At 70.9% G+C, this 15,877-nt stretch carries 29 protein-coding genes; 27 read left to right on the top strand and 2 right to left on the bottom strand.

Going from position 1 to position 15,877, the window contains the following annotated elements; genetic code table 11:
• A complete protein-coding gene (locus ACIBSV_RS46945) occupies positions 1-240 on the top strand; it encodes a hypothetical protein (RefSeq protein ID WP_395873695.1) in 240 nt (79 codons plus the stop codon).
• A gap of 77 nt (positions 241-317) precedes the next feature.
• Positions 318-1,079 (top strand): hypothetical protein, encoded by a 762-nt coding sequence (locus ACIBSV_RS46940; protein WP_395873694.1) that lies wholly within the window; start codon positions 318-320, stop codon positions 1,077-1,079.
• Position 1,080: 1 nt separating this feature from the next.
• Here ACIBSV_RS46940 and ACIBSV_RS46935 read toward each other — a convergent pair whose 3' ends face one another.
• Positions 1,081-1,284 carry a hypothetical protein gene (locus tag ACIBSV_RS46935; RefSeq protein ID WP_395873693.1) on the bottom strand — a complete coding sequence of 68 codons (204 nt, stop codon included), beginning with the start codon at positions 1,282-1,284 and terminating at the stop codon, positions 1,081-1,083.
• Positions 1,285-1,401: 117 nt separating this feature from the next.
• Between ACIBSV_RS46935 and ACIBSV_RS46930 the strand changes: the two genes are divergently transcribed.
• From ACIBSV_RS46930 to ACIBSV_RS46905, 6 genes are all read left to right on the top strand, one after another.
• The gene (locus ACIBSV_RS46930; protein WP_395873692.1) at positions 1,402-1,758 is read left to right on the top strand and encodes a hypothetical protein; all 357 of its coding nucleotides are present in this window, start codon (positions 1,402-1,404) and stop codon (positions 1,756-1,758) included.
• An 87-nt stretch (positions 1,759-1,845) separates the two neighbouring features.
• Complete coding sequence (locus ACIBSV_RS46925) at positions 1,846-2,064, top strand: hypothetical protein (protein WP_395873691.1); 219 nt, start codon at positions 1,846-1,848, stop codon at positions 2,062-2,064.
• Complete coding sequence (locus tag ACIBSV_RS46920) at positions 2,061-2,261, top strand: hypothetical protein (protein WP_395873690.1); 201 nt, start codon at positions 2,061-2,063, stop codon at positions 2,259-2,261. Before ACIBSV_RS46925 ends, ACIBSV_RS46920 begins: the two co-directional genes overlap by 4 nt.
• Positions 2,233-2,520 carry a hypothetical protein gene (locus ACIBSV_RS46915; protein WP_395873689.1) on the top strand — a complete coding sequence of 96 codons (288 nt, stop codon included), beginning with the start codon at positions 2,233-2,235 and terminating at the stop codon, positions 2,518-2,520. Before ACIBSV_RS46920 ends, ACIBSV_RS46915 begins: the two co-directional genes overlap by 29 nt.
• Positions 2,521-2,553: 33 nt before the next feature.
• Entirely contained in the window at positions 2,554-2,844 is a 291-nt protein-coding gene (locus tag ACIBSV_RS46910; protein ID WP_395873688.1) for a hypothetical protein, read from the top strand.
• Positions 2,845-2,848: 4 nt separating this feature from the next.
• Entirely contained in the window at positions 2,849-3,109 is a 261-nt protein-coding gene (locus tag ACIBSV_RS46905; RefSeq protein ID WP_395873687.1) for a hypothetical protein, read from the top strand.
• On the opposite strand, the gene ACIBSV_RS46900 is transcribed toward ACIBSV_RS46905, so the two are convergent.
• The gene (locus ACIBSV_RS46900) at positions 3,098-3,394 is read right to left on the bottom strand and encodes a hypothetical protein (protein ID WP_395873686.1); all 297 of its coding nucleotides are present in this window, start codon (positions 3,392-3,394) and stop codon (positions 3,098-3,100) included. The genes ACIBSV_RS46905 and ACIBSV_RS46900 overlap by 12 nt on opposite strands.
• A gap of 173 nt (positions 3,395-3,567) precedes the next feature.
• On the opposite strand from ACIBSV_RS46900, the gene ACIBSV_RS46895 reads away from it, so the two are divergent.
• The 19 genes from ACIBSV_RS46895 to ACIBSV_RS46805 all read left to right on the top strand — a co-directional run bounded on the left by ACIBSV_RS46895 (position 3,568) and on the right by ACIBSV_RS46805 (position 15,874).
• Entirely contained in the window at positions 3,568-4,464 is an 897-nt protein-coding gene (locus ACIBSV_RS46895; RefSeq protein ID WP_395873685.1) for a hypothetical protein, read from the top strand.
• Between the two features lie 63 nt (positions 4,465-4,527).
• Positions 4,528-5,169 carry a hypothetical protein gene (locus tag ACIBSV_RS46890; RefSeq protein WP_395873684.1) on the top strand — a complete coding sequence of 214 codons (642 nt, stop codon included), beginning with the start codon at positions 4,528-4,530 and terminating at the stop codon, positions 5,167-5,169.
• Entirely contained in the window at positions 5,166-5,576 is a 411-nt protein-coding gene (locus ACIBSV_RS46885) for a hypothetical protein (RefSeq protein ID WP_395873683.1), read from the top strand. The genes ACIBSV_RS46890 and ACIBSV_RS46885 overlap by 4 nt, the downstream gene beginning before the upstream one ends.
• Complete coding sequence (locus ACIBSV_RS46880) at positions 5,573-6,550, top strand: hypothetical protein (protein ID WP_395873682.1); 978 nt, start codon at positions 5,573-5,575, stop codon at positions 6,548-6,550. Before ACIBSV_RS46885 ends, ACIBSV_RS46880 begins: the two co-directional genes overlap by 4 nt.
• A gap of 18 nt (positions 6,551-6,568) precedes the next feature.
• On the top strand, positions 6,569-6,808 hold the full coding sequence (locus tag ACIBSV_RS46875) for a hypothetical protein (protein WP_395873681.1): 240 nt from the start codon (positions 6,569-6,571) through the stop codon (positions 6,806-6,808).
• A gap of 28 nt (positions 6,809-6,836) precedes the next feature.
• Entirely contained in the window at positions 6,837-7,070 is a 234-nt protein-coding gene (locus ACIBSV_RS46870; RefSeq protein WP_395873680.1) for a hypothetical protein, read from the top strand.
• Positions 7,067-7,270, top strand: coding sequence for a hypothetical protein (locus ACIBSV_RS46865; protein ID WP_395873679.1), 204 nt, complete (start codon positions 7,067-7,069; stop codon positions 7,268-7,270). Before ACIBSV_RS46870 ends, ACIBSV_RS46865 begins: the two co-directional genes overlap by 4 nt.
• Entirely contained in the window at positions 7,267-7,500 is a 234-nt protein-coding gene (locus ACIBSV_RS46860) for a hypothetical protein (RefSeq protein ID WP_395873678.1), read from the top strand. Before ACIBSV_RS46865 ends, ACIBSV_RS46860 begins: the two co-directional genes overlap by 4 nt.
• The gene (locus tag ACIBSV_RS46855; RefSeq protein ID WP_395873677.1) at positions 7,497-7,661 is read left to right on the top strand and encodes a hypothetical protein; all 165 of its coding nucleotides are present in this window, start codon (positions 7,497-7,499) and stop codon (positions 7,659-7,661) included. Before ACIBSV_RS46860 ends, ACIBSV_RS46855 begins: the two co-directional genes overlap by 4 nt.
• A complete protein-coding gene (locus tag ACIBSV_RS46850; RefSeq protein WP_395873676.1) occupies positions 7,658-8,059 on the top strand; it encodes a hypothetical protein in 402 nt (133 codons plus the stop codon). Before ACIBSV_RS46855 ends, ACIBSV_RS46850 begins: the two co-directional genes overlap by 4 nt.
• 954 nt (positions 8,060-9,013) lie before the next feature.
• Positions 9,014-9,637, top strand: coding sequence for a DUF4352 domain-containing protein (locus ACIBSV_RS46845; RefSeq protein ID WP_395873675.1), 624 nt, complete (start codon positions 9,014-9,016; stop codon positions 9,635-9,637).
• Between the two features lie 281 nt (positions 9,638-9,918).
• The gene (locus ACIBSV_RS46840) at positions 9,919-10,104 is read left to right on the top strand and encodes a hypothetical protein (RefSeq protein ID WP_395873673.1); all 186 of its coding nucleotides are present in this window, start codon (positions 9,919-9,921) and stop codon (positions 10,102-10,104) included.
• A 28-nt stretch (positions 10,105-10,132) separates the two neighbouring features.
• Positions 10,133-10,477, top strand: a complete 345-nt coding sequence (locus tag ACIBSV_RS46835; RefSeq protein ID WP_395873672.1) for a hypothetical protein — start codon at positions 10,133-10,135, stop codon at positions 10,475-10,477.
• Between the two features lie 24 nt (positions 10,478-10,501).
• The gene (locus ACIBSV_RS46830; RefSeq protein ID WP_395873671.1) at positions 10,502-10,888 is read left to right on the top strand and encodes a hypothetical protein; all 387 of its coding nucleotides are present in this window, start codon (positions 10,502-10,504) and stop codon (positions 10,886-10,888) included.
• A complete protein-coding gene (locus ACIBSV_RS46825; RefSeq protein ID WP_395873669.1) occupies positions 10,881-12,074 on the top strand; it encodes a DUF4082 domain-containing protein in 1,194 nt (397 codons plus the stop codon). Before ACIBSV_RS46830 ends, ACIBSV_RS46825 begins: the two co-directional genes overlap by 8 nt.
• A gap of 10 nt (positions 12,075-12,084) precedes the next feature.
• A complete protein-coding gene (locus tag ACIBSV_RS46820; protein ID WP_395873668.1) occupies positions 12,085-12,708 on the top strand; it encodes a hypothetical protein in 624 nt (207 codons plus the stop codon).
• A gap of 18 nt (positions 12,709-12,726) precedes the next feature.
• A complete protein-coding gene (locus tag ACIBSV_RS46815) occupies positions 12,727-14,304 on the top strand; it encodes a hypothetical protein (protein WP_395873667.1) in 1,578 nt (525 codons plus the stop codon).
• A complete protein-coding gene (locus tag ACIBSV_RS46810; RefSeq protein WP_395873666.1) occupies positions 14,295-15,680 on the top strand; it encodes a DUF935 family protein in 1,386 nt (461 codons plus the stop codon). The genes ACIBSV_RS46815 and ACIBSV_RS46810 overlap by 10 nt, the downstream gene beginning before the upstream one ends.
• Positions 15,677-15,874, top strand: a complete 198-nt coding sequence (locus tag ACIBSV_RS46805; protein WP_395873665.1) for a hypothetical protein — start codon at positions 15,677-15,679, stop codon at positions 15,872-15,874. The genes ACIBSV_RS46810 and ACIBSV_RS46805 overlap by 4 nt, the downstream gene beginning before the upstream one ends.
• Positions 15,875-15,877: the final 3 nt, after the last annotated feature.

Here is a 15,877-nt window from a genome sequence, read left to right as displayed (position 1 = left end):
ATGACCTACGACTGGGACGCCCACTACTTCTACAGCCGGTACGGCTTCGGCTTCGACTTCGGTCCTGGCCGTGTCACCTACGACGAGATCCGCGCCCAGCACTGGGCGGTCCACCCGCCGAGGTGCACCTGCTCACTCGGGCGCTGCACCATCCACCCCGCCGAACCGGCACCCGAGCCGCCCACGAAGCCACGCGTCGCCGACATCGCCGTCCGCGCACTCCTGACCGCCGGCCCCTGACACGGCGAAGGCCCCCGATCCCTCGGGGGCCGACGGTCCTGCCTCGTACCCCGGACCGTACCGCCCAGGGAGCACCCATGCAGCACGACACGATCCGCACCCTGACCGACATCCACGACCTGTGGCCCGAGCTGACCGGCGAACACGGCACCCGCAAGCCCCGGCCGCCGCGCGCCGAGCCCACGCCCGAGCAGGCAGAGGCCCGCGCGCAGGCCTGGGCGGAGGAGCGCCGCGAGGTCGAGCTCGGCATCCACGGCAAGGGCGCCTCGCCAGCCCCGTGCGACCTCACCCAGCTCATGGCCGCCCACCGGCTCACCGCCGAACTGTGCGCCCTCGCCGACCACGTCGCGTCCGCCGTCCAGCCCGCCGCCGAACCCTCCCGGATCGTCCACCGGCTCCGGCACAGCCTCGTCCGCGGCGTCCCCTCCCGGCCGTACACCGAGCTGACCGGGGCCGACCCGAACCGGTGGGACTACACGTGGCGGCACGGCGCCCCCTGGGCCTGCGTGTGGCTCATCGGCGTCGTCGAAGGGGGTGTTCCGCCGCTCGTCCTGGACCACGTCGCGAGCACCGCGGCGCACGTCCTCCGCGGGCTGTACGCGGCCCTCGACGGCGCGCACCAACGCTCCGCCGGCCGGTGCCCGTGCGGAACACCGCTGACGGTGTCGCCGGGGGACAGCGTGATCACGTGCACCGGCTGCCACGAGGCGCGCGGGCGGACGGACTGGCTGGGGCTCGCCGCAGCCATGGCCGTACCGCCCGCCCCGCGGGTCGACACCCGGCCGCCGCTGATCGACGAGCACGAGCAGCAGCTGCGGGACCGGTGGTCGGCGGCGTGACTCAGGAGGCGGGCGGGGCGTCCTTCGGCGGCGCCGGCGGGCGCTTGGGCATCGCGGCGTCGGGCTGATGGGTGTGCCAGGCGATGAAGTCGCGGACGACCTGGGAGCGGCGTCTGCCGACTTGGCGCCCGAAGGCTTCCCAGAGGTCGTCCTCGACGCGGATGGGGCGGTGGGGGGTGTGGTTCTCGGGGCTTTGCTTCGGCATGGGGCCAGCGTAGGTGTGGATATCCACAAAGTCCACGGAAGGGGTTGCGGTGGATATCCACGACGCCTAGTCTTCAGGTGTCGGTGGATATCCACCGCGAACATCTCGGAGGACACCGTGAACGCCACCGCCCGCGCCGCCCGCAGCTACATCCGCACCGCCATCCGCACCCGCCGCGCCCAGCGCACCGCCACCCGCGCCGTCGCCACCGGCACCGCCACCGCAGTCGCCCACCTCACCGCCGCGGGCATCGCGCCGGCCGACGCCGAGCGGTTCGCCGGAGCGTTCAGCCGCGGCGTCACCCCCACCGCCACCACCACCGGCCGCATCAAGCTCAAGGGGCGTACCACCAAGCGGGTCCAGGTCAAGCTGTACGACCTCGCCGCGTTCACCGCTCGCGCGCTGGTCTACCGGCCGAAGGACAAGGCCGCCGCCGCCAAGTTTGCGCAGATGGCGTACCGCCTCGCCGCATAGCCCCGCCCCGGGGTGGCCGCTGACTTGCCGGCCGGACAGCCACCCCGGGCCCACATCCACCCGATACGAGCAGCAGGGAGAGCCATCATGGCCGACATCACCCCGCGGATCCGCGGCCTCAAGTCGGTGGCCGCCGATCACGTCGCCAAGGCCGCCGACTACATCGCGGCCGGTGACGCCGACCCCGACGCACGCCGCCGGCACTACGCCAGTGCCGCCGAGCACCACGAGGCAGCCGCTCGCGCGCTGCGATCCCTCGCCGACCGGGACGGCGTCGACCCGACCGAGCTGGGCTCGGTGTCGTGACCACCCCCGACGGCGTCACCCTCGCCTTCCGCGACCGCGACGGCAACCAGGTCATCGACGGCGCCTGCACCGGATGCGGCGCACGCCCCACCTGGACCACGTGGCGCCACTGCGGACCCGACGCGGCCCAGGTGCACCGCGATGCCGCCTCCACCTGGGCGGCCGACCATGCCCGATCCTGCGACACCACCCACTAACCCCAGGAGGCACCCCATCGCCGCATCACTGTTCGACCAACTCCGCGAATACCGCGCCAAGATCGCAAGCGGGGCACTCACCCCCGCAGAAGCCGCCGGCCTACTCGCCAGCCAGCACCGCATCACCGAAGTGGGCGCCGCCGAAATGCTCGCCAAACCCGTGGCCGAGATCGAAGCGGACTACAGGCGAATCCGAGAGAGGGCCGAAGCGGGTATCGCGGCAGCCCTGAAAGCGATCCGCGACCGCGACGGCACCTGATCGCTTCGCACGCATGTGCGAGACAATGGCGGGGTGGACATCGACCACCCCGCCCCCGCACGCAGCCTCACCCGATGCCACACCCAGACCGGCGGCATCCGCGTCACCCACCCGCACCCCTGGCCCTACGCGCTCCTCGCCATCGACGGCGCATGGCGACACGGCGTCGTCGGCGGCTGGCACCAGGCACGCGCGGGCGCCCCGGTGGCCCTGTACGTCGAATGGACCGACGACGTATCCACCCGCATCGACCACGTGATCTACGAGGACGGCCTCGTCATCCCCGGACAGCGCGACATCTGGGGCCCACGCCCGCCACGATGACCCCATGGACACGCGCACCCCGACCGCACACCTGCCACGTGTGCGCATCAACCTCGACGACGACGGCGTCCTCGACGCCCGCATCTGGTGGTGGCTGACCGAGGACGACGAGACCAGGTGGGCGCTCGTCGAGTGGAACGGCTGGGTCGCGCGCCAGCGCCACGTCCATCTGATGTGCGTGCCCGCCGAACGAGTGGAACTGCTCGACGGCGTGAATTACAGAGGCGTCATCGAAAAGGGCGGCCCGTCGGCGTTACCCCGCTGACGCGTCATCGGGGGCGTCAGCGGGCGGTGCCTTCCGCCATGACCTGCCTTCCGAGATCGCCTTCGCGCGCTGCCGGTGCACGCCAATGAGGTCGCCGATCTCCTGCCACGACAGACCCTGTTGACGCAACGTCAGCACGGCCTGCTGACGCATCTCACGCACCTTGCTGTGAAAGCCCGGGATCTCGCCGAGCAACTCGCCGAGCGCCTTCGCCCGCTCGCCCGCGTCAGGGATCCGCTCAAGGTCATCGACGGCCGTCAGCACGCGCCGCACCTCATCTCTCATCAGGCTCCCTCCACGGCGGGAGGGTAGACACGATCACCCGTAGCTGTAACCCGTCTACGCTACAGTGATGACGGGCGTCAGCGACCCCGTCAGCGCCCCAGCACACAGACAGCAAACAGCCCCCGGCGACGTAGCGAGCGTCGACACGGGGGCCTACCAAGGAGCCGCACTCCATGGATGCCGACAAGCCTACGGGCCACCCTCCGACCACCGCCGAGCACCGCATGTCCACCACCCTCCGCGCGTCCTGGTACTACGTCCTCGTCGCCGCCCTCACCATCGGCGGCTGGAGCGTCTACCACCTCCTGTATGCCCGCCTGCACCTGCCGTGGCTCATCGCCGTCGGCGGTGCCCTGGTCTTCGACGGCGCCGGCCTCATCTTCAGCGAATACGCGCGCGCGGCGATCGAGCGAGGCCGCGGCTTCCTCCTGCCCGCCGTGTTCATGCTCGGCAGCGTCTGCACCAGCAGCTACGTCAACTACAGCCACGGCGTCAGCCTCGGCTGGGGCACCGCCGGCGGAGCCGTCCTCGGCGCCGCGCCGGTCCTCTTGGAGCTGCTGTTCGTCGCCCACGTCCTCGACGCCCGAATGACCGCCCTGCACCGGCAACGACTCCTCCCCGAGCGGCTCCCGCGCATCGGCGTCCTCGGGGCGGTCCTCTTTCCCAGGCGCTCGTTCCGCGCGATCCGCGCCGTCATCGGCCGCCGCCTCGACATCATCGAAGCCGGACTGCCCGCCCGGATCGCCGTCAGCATCACGCCAGCGCCCGTCAGCGCACCCGACGCGAAGGCCGTCCCACCTGCGGTGACGCCCCCCGCTGACGCCCTTGACGGCCCCGCCAGCGTCGCGCCGGCCCGCGCGTTCTACGACGACCCGAGGTGCCACGCCATCCGCGCGTTCTACGAGACCGGGTTCCGGCCGACGACGAAGCAGATGCAGCGCAGCGTGCAGGACGCCGGGCTCGGTCACCTGCCCGAGTCCACCGCGCGGACCCTCCGCACGGTGATCGAGGCGGTCGAACCGGGGCTCGCGGACCTGCCCTCCGTCGCCCGCACCGAACCCGCAGCCTGACCCACACCACGCCCCGGGCGAGCCGGCGCCGCGCGCCGCCCCCGACCCCACGACGGGACCACCATGCCCAAGATCGTCAGCGACCCCGAAACCGAACCGCTCGCATTCGGCCCACCCGCACCGCCACCCCCCGACACCCCGCCCACCAGGCAGGCCCCGAAGCAGCGCCGTACCCTCGTCCCGCCCTGGCGCGACGGACCGAAGCACCACCTCGCCGACCACGCTGTCGATGACAACCCCGAGGACGAAGTTCCGGAGGTCGAGGGGGAGTGCGAGGAGGAAGGCGACGACGAACCCGAGACGCCCCGACGCCGCTGGGACCCCCGCGGCTCCGGCGCCCACAAACGCCCGACCTTCCGGCAGCCTCGACACACTCCCAGGCAGACGCCCGTCGAGTGGTGGCGGCACATGCCCGCACGCAACCGGTGGGCGCTCTACAACGGGTGCGCGCTCGGCGCCGGGTTCGCCCTCCACCTCCCACAGTGGGTCACCGCCGAGACCGCCTACCTCGTGGCCACCTACGACTCGTGGACCGACGTCCACGTCTACTTCTGGTACTGCGTCACCGCCCTGGTATGGGCGTGCGACCACGAAACCCGCAGGTGGCACTGGGCGTTGGCGCTCCCGTGCCGCATCCCCCTGATCTCCATCGTCGTCGGCGTCCTGCTGTACGGCACCACCGACCTCCCGATGGGACCGAAATGAACAGCATCCTCGGCAGCCTCGGGACAGTCGGCCTCGCCGCAGCTCTGACCGCCATCCTGTGGTTCGGCACCGGCAGAGTCGACGGCCACGCGAAGGGCCTCGGCTGGGGCACCACCCTGGTTATTGCCATGCTCGCCGGCGCCTCCTACCGGGCAGCCGGCTCGCCGTTCGACCTCGCCTCGACAGGCGTCAACGACCTCATCGGCCTTGCAGGTGGCATGCTGCCCGGCCTCACGATGCCGGGCATCGCACTGATCATGCTCGCCATGGTGATGTGGAAGAAGCTGTCCACCCGGCAGGTGGCCGTGTTCGGCATCGCGTTCTTCTACGTCGCATCCGGCGCCGGCGGCGCATGGAGCATCGTCGCCGACCGCATCGCCCTGGCCGCACAGCACCTCGCGGCATGAGCGCCGCCCACCTGCACGCAGTCCCCGAGCCCGACCCCGACGAGGAGCCGGGCCCGGGGGAGCAGGCCACCACTCCCCCCGCCGACGAGCAGCCCAGCCGCGGCATCGCGACCATGCCCGACCTGCGGCCGTATCTCGACGTCCGCCAACTCGCCGACCTCACGCCACACATGGCCACCGCCGGCCGCCTGCTGGTCGGCGGGACCGGCCGGCTCCTGCGCGTTATCGCCCGCGGGCTACGCACCCTGCTGGCCCTCGCGGGCGCCTGGCTGTCCGGCAGGATCGGGCGGGGGAGCGCCCTCGCCCGCATCGGCATTGCCCTGGCCGTCGTGTACGGCATCGGGCGGACGGCGGCCTCGCACCCGGCCGGGCCGTGGGTCGCCGGCGGCGGGCTGCTGGTCGTCGTGCTCCTCGCGGGCCTGGGCCGACTCCCCGGACTCGACTTCCCCAAGCCTGCGAAGCAGAGCGCTCCGGCCAAGCAACGCGCCGGACTGGCCGCCCGGTTCGTCGGCCGCCGCAAGGTTGCCCCTGCGGCACCTGCGGCCGGCCTCCCCGAGGTCCCCTCCGAGCCCCCGCTGACGGCCCTGATCCGGGAGCTGATCGGGGACGACAACGGGGTGCATTTGGCCACCCTCCGACCGGCCATGCGGGAGCGCATCCCGGGCCTCTCCGCGGCCCCCGACAAGGCCCTCTCCGACCTCCTCCGCAAGGCCGGCTACGACCCCGCCAGGAAGTTCCGCGCGGGGGGCCGGGAGGGCCTCGCGGGGGTGCATCGCAGCCAACTCCCACCCCTCTCCCCTGCGGGCGCCCATGGGCCACTCTCCACCCCCGGAGACCACCCCCGACCTGCGGACTCTCCGGGAGCGGAGAGCCCCGGAGAGGGGGCCGGAGAGCGGTCCTCCCGACGCGTTCGGTACGTCCGTGATCCCGAACTCGGCTCCAACGCCTGGCGAATCGAGCATGATGGGCGGTGATCCGAAATGGGGGCATCCGTGAGCTACCAGTACAGGTGTCGGCGGTGCCGCATCACGTCCCACCGCGTCCACTCCCGCGACGCGCTCGACCACATCCGCCGCGACCACCGCGAGCAGATACACGGCGGACACATCCCCGACGGCGAACGCGAGATCAAGGTCCGCACCCGCCTCGGCGACCTGCCGATCCAGTACTGGGCGATCGCCGCGGCCGTCCTGGCGATCCTCTTCGGGCCCGCACTACTCGACCGCCTGTAACTGTCGCCCCGCCGCGAGAGGATGAACCATGGCAAACACCATCGCCGTCCCGCTCAGCACCGACGCCCGCGACGCCCTCGTCGCCCGCCTCACGCCGACCCTCGGTTGGGCCCGCGCCCAACGCGAAGTCGCACGCGCCGCAGCAGGGCAGCCCTCGCCCAAGGTCGAGCAGGCGGTCGGCGAACTGTGGGCGGAACTCCAGCCCGCCATCGCAGCGATCAAGGACGCGTGGGCGGCGGCGCAACCGGCGGAGGGGTCGTGAAGCTCCGGATCCCGCGCCTCCGCCGAGCCGCCAGCGGCACCGTGTCCGAGTACCGGCCGGACCCCGACAGCATCCTCGTCCGGCTCTCGCCCGGCGGCGTCCACTGCACCCGCTGCGGCCAGTCCCGGACCGGCGACAGCATCGACCCCGAAGCGCTGGGCTGGCTCAGCGGACACGACTGCACCGAGGAGACGTCGTGAGCGAGCGGACTCCCGACGAGGCCAGAGCGGCTCTGTTCCGCATCCTGGCCGCCCGTGCCCGCGTAGCCGCCGCACAGTTCGAACTTGCCGCTGAAGTCGCCTCCGCCACAGCATCGATGCGCGAATGTGCAACCGCCATTCAGCGGAGCTACGACGCCGAGGTTGCCGCCCACCCGGACCTCGCCGAACTGGACGTGCAACTCGACAGCTACTACGGAGGGACGACGTGAGGGTCAGCTTCGAGCCGGCACACGGCACCCACCGCTTCGGGTGGATCCGCGAGGACTCCACGCTCCTCGTGGTCGGCCTCTACTGGCGGGTGCCGCTGACCGGCCGGGAGTTCGCCGTGTACCAGAACCACCCCGATTACCAGGAGAGTTGGCGGCCGTGAGCGAACGCGAGTACGTCCGAGACCTCGACGTCATCCGCCATCACTGCCCGATCGACGTCTGCACCTGGCATCACGACCAATCCAACGCGCCTGGGCCGATGTTCGCCCGCATCGACCCAGCCACGGGAGTGCCCGACTTCACCGCAGCGATCACCGCGATGGTCGAAGCACGAAACGCCGCCGCCGAAGCCGAAGTCGCCAAGCACGCAGGCACCCACACAGCGCTGGAGTGGCTGACCGAGATCGCGCGCCTGCGCCAGCAGATCCACGAGCAGGAAGTTGAGCAGGCACAGATCGGATGTGGCGTTCGGCCGCACCGCTACGTCGACCCGCCGCCGTTGCTGGAAGTCGACCGGCGGATTCCCGCGACGCTGATCATCACCGGGTTGGCGGACTGACGGTGCGATCATCGGATCATGCCTCGCCGACCGGTGATCGTCCGCCTCTCCGATGCAGCCCTCCAGTACCCCATCCCCGCGCGCACCATCCAGCGGTGGATCGCCGAGGGCCGCATGGTCAACCACGGCACCCCGCGCCGAATCCGCGTGGACCTCTGGGAAATTGACCAGCTTTTCCGGCTCCGCGAGGCCAATTCGGCGGGTCGCTTGCCAAGGTCGGCCTAGTGGCGCATGATCTTCCTAATGTGCACCACGTGCGCCTAGACATCGAGAGCCCCGAGAGCCGCACCGGCCCGGGGCTCTCTGCACGTCCGGCTGCCGTGCCCGCGTCCAGCGAGGTGATCACGCTCGTTGCGTTTTCCGGGCCGCGTTCGCGTCGCGGTGGAGGACGGCAGGTAGCGCCTGCGCAGCGGCACGGCGGCCGGACCCTTCGATCGCCCTGGACCCATCCCCGCCCGCAGAGGCGCCGCGGCCAGGGACACCACGCGCGGCCCGGCCTCCGGGATGGGCACACGAGCCGCGCACCTTGAGGCAAGACCTCCGCGCGATCACCACGCCCGGCATATGGCGGCCGGGCCCCGGAACGGCGGCGATCCCTGATCACCCGGAGGGTTCGAATGTTCAATCCGAACCCCTGTACCTGCCAACACCCGCGCGACGCCCACCCCGACGACGGACCCTGCCGAGGCCGCGACACCTACCGCGTCCGATGCACCTGCCACGAGTTCGAAGCCGTCACCGCCTGCGCGTGCGACGACGACGACTTCCGCCCCGACCACTGGGAATGCCCCCACGGCCAGCCCACCGACGGCACCTCGGGCCACTGCGGCGAATGCGACGACGCGGGCCTCAATGTGGAGGCCGGGCGGCCACTTCGATCACGACTCGGCCAAGCCCGCACCTGGCCGACGCGAGACGCGTAGCGTCCCCCGCACTAGAACCCGTGGGGGGATCATGCGCACTCGCATCATCGGCGTCGCCCTGGCCGTCGCCTGCACGCTCGCACTCGCCGGCTGCAACGACCGCGACGACAAGGTCGTCACCAAGCCCAAGAGCCCGACGATCATCGACACGTCCATCACCGAACCGCCCGGCGGCACCGTCCCGCCGACGCAAGCCGCCCCTGCCACACAGGCAGCGCCCACCTCGGCCAAGCCCGCCGCACCCGCAGCAGCGAAGGTCGGCGACACCCTCACCCTGACGAACACCAAGGGCGTCCCGGTCGACGTCACCCTGGTGAAGCTCGTCGACCCGGCGTCGTCGTCGAACCAGTTCCTCAAGCCCAAGGCGGGCAACCGGTACGTCGCCGTCCAGTGGAAGATCGCCAACAACGGTGACGCGCCGATCACCGACACACCGAACTTCGGCTCCCACCTGATCGACACCGACGGCCAGCAGTTCGGCAATACGTTCGGCGAGACGAGCGCCGGTCCGGCGTTTCCGCCGAGCGTGAGCATTCCGCCCGGCGGCAGCCGACTCGGCTACGTCACCTACGAGGTCCCCACCGGATCGAAGATCACCACGATCCAGCTGCAGGTCAGCATGATGTCCACCGTCACCGGACAGTGGAACGTCTGACCGAACTGCAGCACCCCTGTACCTGAGGCCCCGCGTCCCGGATCGCGCGGGGCCTCAGCCATGCCCGGCTGCCGCGTCGACGGCTTGGAGCGATCTGATCGCTCCTTGCGGCGTGGGCTTGATTCGCCAAACGCGGCGTCGGCAGGTGGCACCTGCACGGCGGCGCGGCAGTCGGCAACGCCCTGCGGTAGAGCAGCGGTAGCTCGCCGGCCACCCATTCCGGCCGGAGGTCGCAGGTTCGAATCCTGCCCGCAGCACCAACACCCGCCCTGGAGGCACTCGTGGACATCCCCCTGACCGCGACCGTCCCGGCAGGCGCGGGCACCATCGACGACCTCGTCAAGACACTGAAAACGATCATCAAGGCCGGGGCGCCGGGCACCGCGCACTACGAGTTCACCAAGGTCACCGGCAACTCGTACACGCTGACGATCACCTGGACCGCCACCGTCGCCGACGCCACCTGACCCACCCCACACCACATCGGAGGCCCCAGTGCCGCGCGTTGCCGTACCCGTCACCGTCATCGGCCGCAAGGCCACCGTCCCCCCCACGCCCTACGCAGCCGTCACGGGCGATGCGACGAACAACCACTACGTCGAAAACGACGGCCGCGTCCGTATCGAAGCCAAGAACACGGGCGCGACCAGCCGCACGATCACCTTCCTGAAGGAAGCCACCGTCGACGGCGACGCCGTGACGCCCACGCCGATCACGATCGCGGCAGGAGCCACCCTGAAGCGGGCGGGTTTCCCCACCAACATCTACGGAACGCGGCTCAACATCGACGTCTCCCACGCCGAGATCACGCTGATCGCCGACACCATTCAGACCGGCTGACGGTCACCACGGAGAGGCGGACCGATGCCGACGGACCCTTTCGCGTGGGACGACGTGGACGCCGGAGAGCGCTACGCGTTGTACCTCGACCTCGGCTACACCGATCCGGACAATCCCACCGGGCCGTACATCCCGCAGGATCTGACCGGCGACACCGTGGTGTTCGTCGTCGAGTCGACCGCCGAGGGCGCCGAGACCATCCGCATCGTCGCCGGGGTCACCAACCCGGCCGGGGCCCTCGTCGTCGAAGACGCAACGGGCGGCATCGTGCACCTGACCCTCACCCCGGACACCACGCGCGTCCTGGGCAAAGCAAGTTGGGCGCTGTGGACGAACCCCGACACGCAGGACGCCGACGCGGTGGCCAAGGGCACGATCAAGGTTCAGAAGGTGGTGGACGGCCGTGCCTGACCGCGTCCTGATCGTTCGACCACCCGCACGGGTCGTCGCTGTCCGCCGTTCGGGGGTCCCCGGCCCACCCGGAGCCGACGGCGCCACCGGCAGCACAGGCCCGGCAGGCAGTGCTGGCCCGGCAGGGCAGTCCGCCTATGCACTCGCCGTCGCGAACGGATTCGTCGGCAACGAGGCGGCGTGGCTCGCATCCCTGCACGGCACCAACGGGACGAACGGTGCACCAGGAACCCCGGGTACGAACGGCGCCGACGGAGCCGACGGCACAGACGGTGCCCCGGGCCGGTCGGCCTACGAGATTGCCCTCGATCACGGCTTCGAAGGCGACGAGGCCGCATGGCTCGACTCGCTCCACGGGGCCGACGGGGCAGCCGGTGCGGCAGGACCCGCGGGCCAATCCGCCTACCAAATCGCCGTCGCCGCCGGTTTCGTCGGCTCTCAGGCCGCATGGCTCGCGTCCCTCGTCGGCCCGGCGGGCACCAACGGCACGAACGGGGCGCCGGGCGACAACGGCGCCGACGGTGCCCCCGGGCTCTCCTGGGCCGACGCCTGGAACGCCGACTGGGATGACACCACCACCTACGCCGCGGGCGACGTCGTCCGCGTCCGCTCCACCGGCGTCGTCGCCATTGCCAAGCGCGGCAACACGAACGTGGCACCGCCGACAACCCTGGTCGCCGGCGAGTTCGGCGTGCTGTACCCGACGCTGCCGGCCAGCCCCACCGAGAGCGACACCGACAACTACGAGTTGGGCGTCAGATTCCGCGTCCTCGTGGCATGCAGCCTCACCGGCATCTACTGGTACCGCGGCTCATCCGCCAACACGGCGAACACCGTCAACCTCTGGCGACAGTCGGACTCGGCACTCCTCGCGACGGCCGTCACCGCCAGTCCCGCAGACGGCTGGAACCTGGCCGAGTTCACCACGCCGTTCGTGCCCAGCCTCGGCGTGGACTACTGGGCGTCCTACGGTTGCCCGGCCGGGCGGTACAGCGTCACCACCGGTGCGTTCAGCTCCCCGGTCGACAACGGCGTCGTCCGCGCCACCAGCGGTGGGTTTGCCGCGGCACCAGGCTCCATGCCGGTCAGTACGAGCACCGCCTGGTACGGCATCTCGCCGGTTGCCGAAGTCGAGCCGCTCGGCCTGGACGACTGGGACATCATCACCAAGGGCAACCCGCTGTAGGAGGACCGCGATGGCCGCCGAGTTCCGGTGCAAGTGCGGGCAGCCGTCCACGGGCAAGGGCCGCCCCTGCTCCGGCTGCGCATGCGGCGCCAAGGTCAAGAACAGCCGAGGCATCCCCGACCGACCGGCCACATGCGGGCAATGGCCCGTCGCGGGCGGCAAACGCTGCCGCAAACACGGCGGGAACACCCCGCAGGCCAAAGCCGCAGCCTGGGAGCGGGTCATCGAAGCGGAAGTCCGCACAGCCTGTGGACGGCTCGACATCAGGCCGATCGACGACCCGCTCACCGCGCTCCTCGAACACGCCGGAGTCGTGTCCGCGTGGGAGTCGCACATCCGGCTGGAGATGCTCGCCCTGCCCGAGTACGTGTACAACGGCGGCGCCCACCTCGGCGAACAGGAGCGGGCCCTCGTCCGGGTGTGGGAGCGCGCCTCCGACGCCAAGACGAAGGTTCTGGCCGCATGCGCCCGGCTCGGGATCGCAGACCGCCTCGCGGCCATCAGCGAAGCCCAGGCCGAACGGCTGCTCTCCGCCCTCGAGGCGGCCCTCGCCGCGGCGGGAGTGTCCGACCCGGATGCGCTCAACCAGGCCCGCATGGCGGCAGGCAGACACCTCGCCGTGGTGGCCTCGTAGCGGGAGGAGCGGTGATCGATGCCGCTCGCCGACCCGTTCGTCACCCTCTCCCGGCGGCTCCTCACCCCGCAGCGGAACTACTGGAACGACCCGGTCGGCTGGGTCACCGACACCCTCCACGAGCACCTGTGGTCCGCACAACGCGAAGTCCTCGAGTCCGTGCGGGACCACCGGTACACCGCGGTCCAGTCCTGCCACGACGCAGGCAAGAGCTTCACGGCATCGCGCGGCGTCGGCTGGTGGCTGTCGACCCGGCCGATCGGCCAGGCCGTCGCCGTCACCACCGCTCCCACCGCCCGCCAGGTGCAGGCGATCCTGTGGAAGGAGATCCGGCGGGCCCATCGCAAGGGCGGCCTGATCGGCAACGTCCTCCCCGGGCAGCCGATGTGGAAGGACCCGGCGGGTGCCGAGATCGCGTTCGGCCGCAAACCGGCCGACCACGACGCGCATGGATTCCAGGGCATCCACGACCGCTACGTGCTGATCGTGGTCGACGAGGCCTGCGGCATCCCCAAGGTGCTGTGGGACGCCATCGACGCCCTCGCCACCAACGAGGACGCCCGGGTGCTGGCCATCGGCAATCCCGACGACGCAGGTACCCAGTTCAAGAAGATCTGCGACCCCGGGTCCGGCTGGAACCGGATCCGCATCGACGGACTGAGCACGCCGAACATCACCGCCGAAGCCATCCAGCAGTACCCCATCCTCGAGGGCATCCTGAAGGAGGCGGGCCGGGCACCGTCGACCGAGCCCGTCCCGGACGACCTGCGGCCGATGCTCATCTCGGCCGCCTGGGTCGCCGAGCGCGCCCAGCGCTGGGGCACCGCGTCGTCGCTGTGGAAGTCGAAGGTCCGCGGCGAGTTCCCCGACGACTCCGACGAGGGCGTCATCCCCCTCGGGTGGATCGAGCGCGCCGTCGACCGGTGGCGCGAGTGGGACTCGGCGGGGCGGCCCGAGCAGGGCGGTCGGCGTGTCGTCGCCGTGGACGTCGCCAGGTTCGGGACCGACTCCACCTGCATCGGCGTCCGTCAGGGCACCGTCCTCGAGGAGTTGGTGCAGTACTCGGGCATCGACACCATGGCCACCGCGGACCGCGTCGCCGCCAAGCTGACGACGCCGCGGGCGTTCGCGATCGTGGACGTCATCGGAATCGGTGCGGGTGTGGTCGATCGACTGCGGCAACTCGGCCACGAGACGCTTGCGTTCAACGCGTCCGAGCAGGCCGGCCGCACCGACCAGCTCGGCGAGTTCGAGTTCGTGAACAACCGCAGCGCGGCCTGGTGGAACCTGCGGGAGCTACTCGACCCGAGCCAGCGCGGGGGCGCGGAGATCATGCTCCCCGACGACGAAGACCTCAAAGCCGACCTGGTCACTCCCAAGTGGACGATCAAGGGGCGGCGGATCGCGGTGGAATCCAAGGACGAGGTCCGCAAGCGCCTCGGGCGCTCACCGGACGCGGGCGACATGACCGTCATGGCCTGGTGGCACACGGCCGGCCCGGTCAACAGCGGCGACGACGAGGAGGTGATCCCGTGGGGCAGCGGCGAGGACGAGGACGCGTTCGACCCGGACGACGCAGTGCACCGGTGGGGCTGACCTCCGGCACGTCCGCGCTCGCCGAGGTCGTCGACCTGGCGCGCGGCGGCGAGGCGCCCGAGCTGGAGCGGGAACTCGGCAGCACCTTCGGCATGCGGGATGTCCTGTTCGCCGACTACGCCGACGGCAGCGTCTTCGACTACGGGCCGTTCGAGGCCCAGGCCATGAGCGACATGCTCGACCGCGACGGCAAGGCCGCCACCCTCGCGCAGACGCTCACCCTGCCGATCCGGTCCGCCACGTGGTCGATCGAGCCCGCACCGGGCGACCGCGGCGAGGCCGACATGGTCACCGAGGCCCTGACCGCACCGGCCTACGCGGGCGGCATGTCGACGCCGATGTCCCTGGTCATCGCGCAGGCCACATCGGCCCGGATCTACCGGCGGGCGTGCTTCGAGAAGGTGTTCAAGGAGCACGACGGGCGGATCGTCTACGACAAGCTCGCCTACCGCCCGCCGTCCACCGTGGACGTGGCCAGGGATCCGAAGACGGCCGCCTTCAGGGGCTTCCGACAGCGCCCGTACATGCCGATGCCGACCGCCGGCCGCGGATTCGAGCCCGTCCGGATCGAGGCCGAGTACGCCTTCGTCCACTTCGCGAACCAGTCGAGGGACCCCATCCGCGGAGCCTCCGACTTGCAGGTCGCCTTGTGGTGCCACGAGACGAAAAAGAAGCTCCGGTTCCTCTGGTACCAGTTCCTCGAGACGCAGGCCGGGCCGCGTACCGTCGTCACCGACCGCCAGGGCGAGACCAGCGCAGGCGCGGCAGCCCGGAAGATCGCCAAGCTCCGCAACGGCGGCGTCGCGGGAGTGCCCGAGGGCACCAAGGTCGAGGTCATCGAGTCCAACGGCACCGGCGCCCAGCTCTTCCAGGCCGCCATGACCTACCTGGACTCGGAGATGTCCGGTTCGATCCTGGCCGGGTTCACCGACCTGACGTCCGCTGCGGCAAGCGGCCGAGGCAGCTTCGCGCTGTCGACGAACGCCACCGACTTCTTCCTGCAGGCGTCCACCGCCTACGCGAGTGAGCTTGCGTCGGACCTCACGAACCATGTGTGCGCCGATCTGGTGCGCTACAACTTCGGCCAGGCTGCGGCCTATCCGGCGTTCCGGTTCGCACCACTTCGTGAGACGGACCTCGACCCGCTCATGAAGATCCTGGAGATGGCGAAGGCCGAGTTCCCCAGCGAGTTCCTGGGCGAGGTGGCGGGCAAGGTCGCGGGGTTCCTGGACCTCGACGCCGACGAGGTTCGCAAGGCCATGAAGTCCGCCGGGCAGCAGGCCCAGCAAGCCGCCCGGTCTCCCGCCGCCGCCCCGGTGGCGGACATTGCGGGGCAGGTCTCGGCGGCTGCACAACTCGTGAAGGGAGCGGCGTGAAGCAGTTCGCCGTAGTCGGGATCGCCGGCGCCGGGCTGTTCGTGTACTGCCGGCGCTGCTACCAGTACACCGACGAACTCTCCGCCGATCACGGCGCGAACTACCGGCGGGCGATGGTCGTGGCCAACGTCGCGCTCGACGGCCTCGACGCCGAGGACCTCGCGCAGCACAACGCCGAGCGCCATCCGAGTTGATCA

The sequence above is a fragment of the Embleya sp. NPDC050154 genome (assembly GCF_044460165.1).
In the GTDB taxonomy this organism is placed as follows: domain Bacteria; phylum Actinomycetota; class Actinomycetes; order Streptomycetales; family Streptomycetaceae; genus Embleya.
This window is presented reverse-complemented; position numbering and strand designations above follow the sequence as displayed.

What these genes read in the sequence shown, in the direction of transcription:
- ACIBSV_RS46845 (WP_395873675.1), top strand. Translation starts at nt 9,014, where the DNA reads ATGCGCACTCGCATCATCGGCGTCGCCCTGGCCGTCGCCTGCACGCTC.
- ACIBSV_RS46880 (WP_395873682.1), top strand. Translation starts at nt 5,573, where the DNA reads ATGAGCGCCGCCCACCTGCACGCAGTCCCCGAGCCCGACCCCGACGAG.
- ACIBSV_RS46885 (WP_395873683.1), top strand. Translation starts at nt 5,166, where the DNA reads ATGAACAGCATCCTCGGCAGCCTCGGGACAGTCGGCCTCGCCGCAGCT.
- ACIBSV_RS46820 (WP_395873668.1), top strand. Translation starts at nt 12,085, where the DNA reads ATGGCCGCCGAGTTCCGGTGCAAGTGCGGGCAGCCGTCCACGGGCAAG.
- ACIBSV_RS46935 (WP_395873693.1), bottom strand. Translation starts at nt 1,284, where the DNA reads ATGCCGAAGCAAAGCCCCGAGAACCACACCCCCCACCGCCCCATCCGC.
- ACIBSV_RS46915 (WP_395873689.1), top strand. Translation starts at nt 2,233, where the DNA reads ATGCCCGATCCTGCGACACCACCCACTAACCCCAGGAGGCACCCCATC.
- ACIBSV_RS46945 (WP_395873695.1), top strand. Translation starts at nt 1, where the DNA reads ATGACCTACGACTGGGACGCCCACTACTTCTACAGCCGGTACGGCTTC.
- ACIBSV_RS46895 (WP_395873685.1), top strand. Translation starts at nt 3,568, where the DNA reads ATGGATGCCGACAAGCCTACGGGCCACCCTCCGACCACCGCCGAGCAC.
- ACIBSV_RS46830 (WP_395873671.1), top strand. Translation starts at nt 10,502, where the DNA reads ATGCCGACGGACCCTTTCGCGTGGGACGACGTGGACGCCGGAGAGCGC.
- ACIBSV_RS46905 (WP_395873687.1), top strand. Translation starts at nt 2,849, where the DNA reads ATGGACACGCGCACCCCGACCGCACACCTGCCACGTGTGCGCATCAAC.
- ACIBSV_RS46940 (WP_395873694.1), top strand. Translation starts at nt 318, where the DNA reads ATGCAGCACGACACGATCCGCACCCTGACCGACATCCACGACCTGTGG.
- ACIBSV_RS46815 (WP_395873667.1), top strand. Translation starts at nt 12,727, where the DNA reads ATGCCGCTCGCCGACCCGTTCGTCACCCTCTCCCGGCGGCTCCTCACC.
- ACIBSV_RS46890 (WP_395873684.1), top strand. Translation starts at nt 4,528, where the DNA reads ATGCCCAAGATCGTCAGCGACCCCGAAACCGAACCGCTCGCATTCGGC.
- ACIBSV_RS46900 (WP_395873686.1), bottom strand. Translation starts at nt 3,394, where the DNA reads ATGAGAGATGAGGTGCGGCGCGTGCTGACGGCCGTCGATGACCTTGAG.
- ACIBSV_RS46870 (WP_395873680.1), top strand. Translation starts at nt 6,837, where the DNA reads ATGGCAAACACCATCGCCGTCCCGCTCAGCACCGACGCCCGCGACGCC.
- ACIBSV_RS46925 (WP_395873691.1), top strand. Translation starts at nt 1,846, where the DNA reads ATGGCCGACATCACCCCGCGGATCCGCGGCCTCAAGTCGGTGGCCGCC.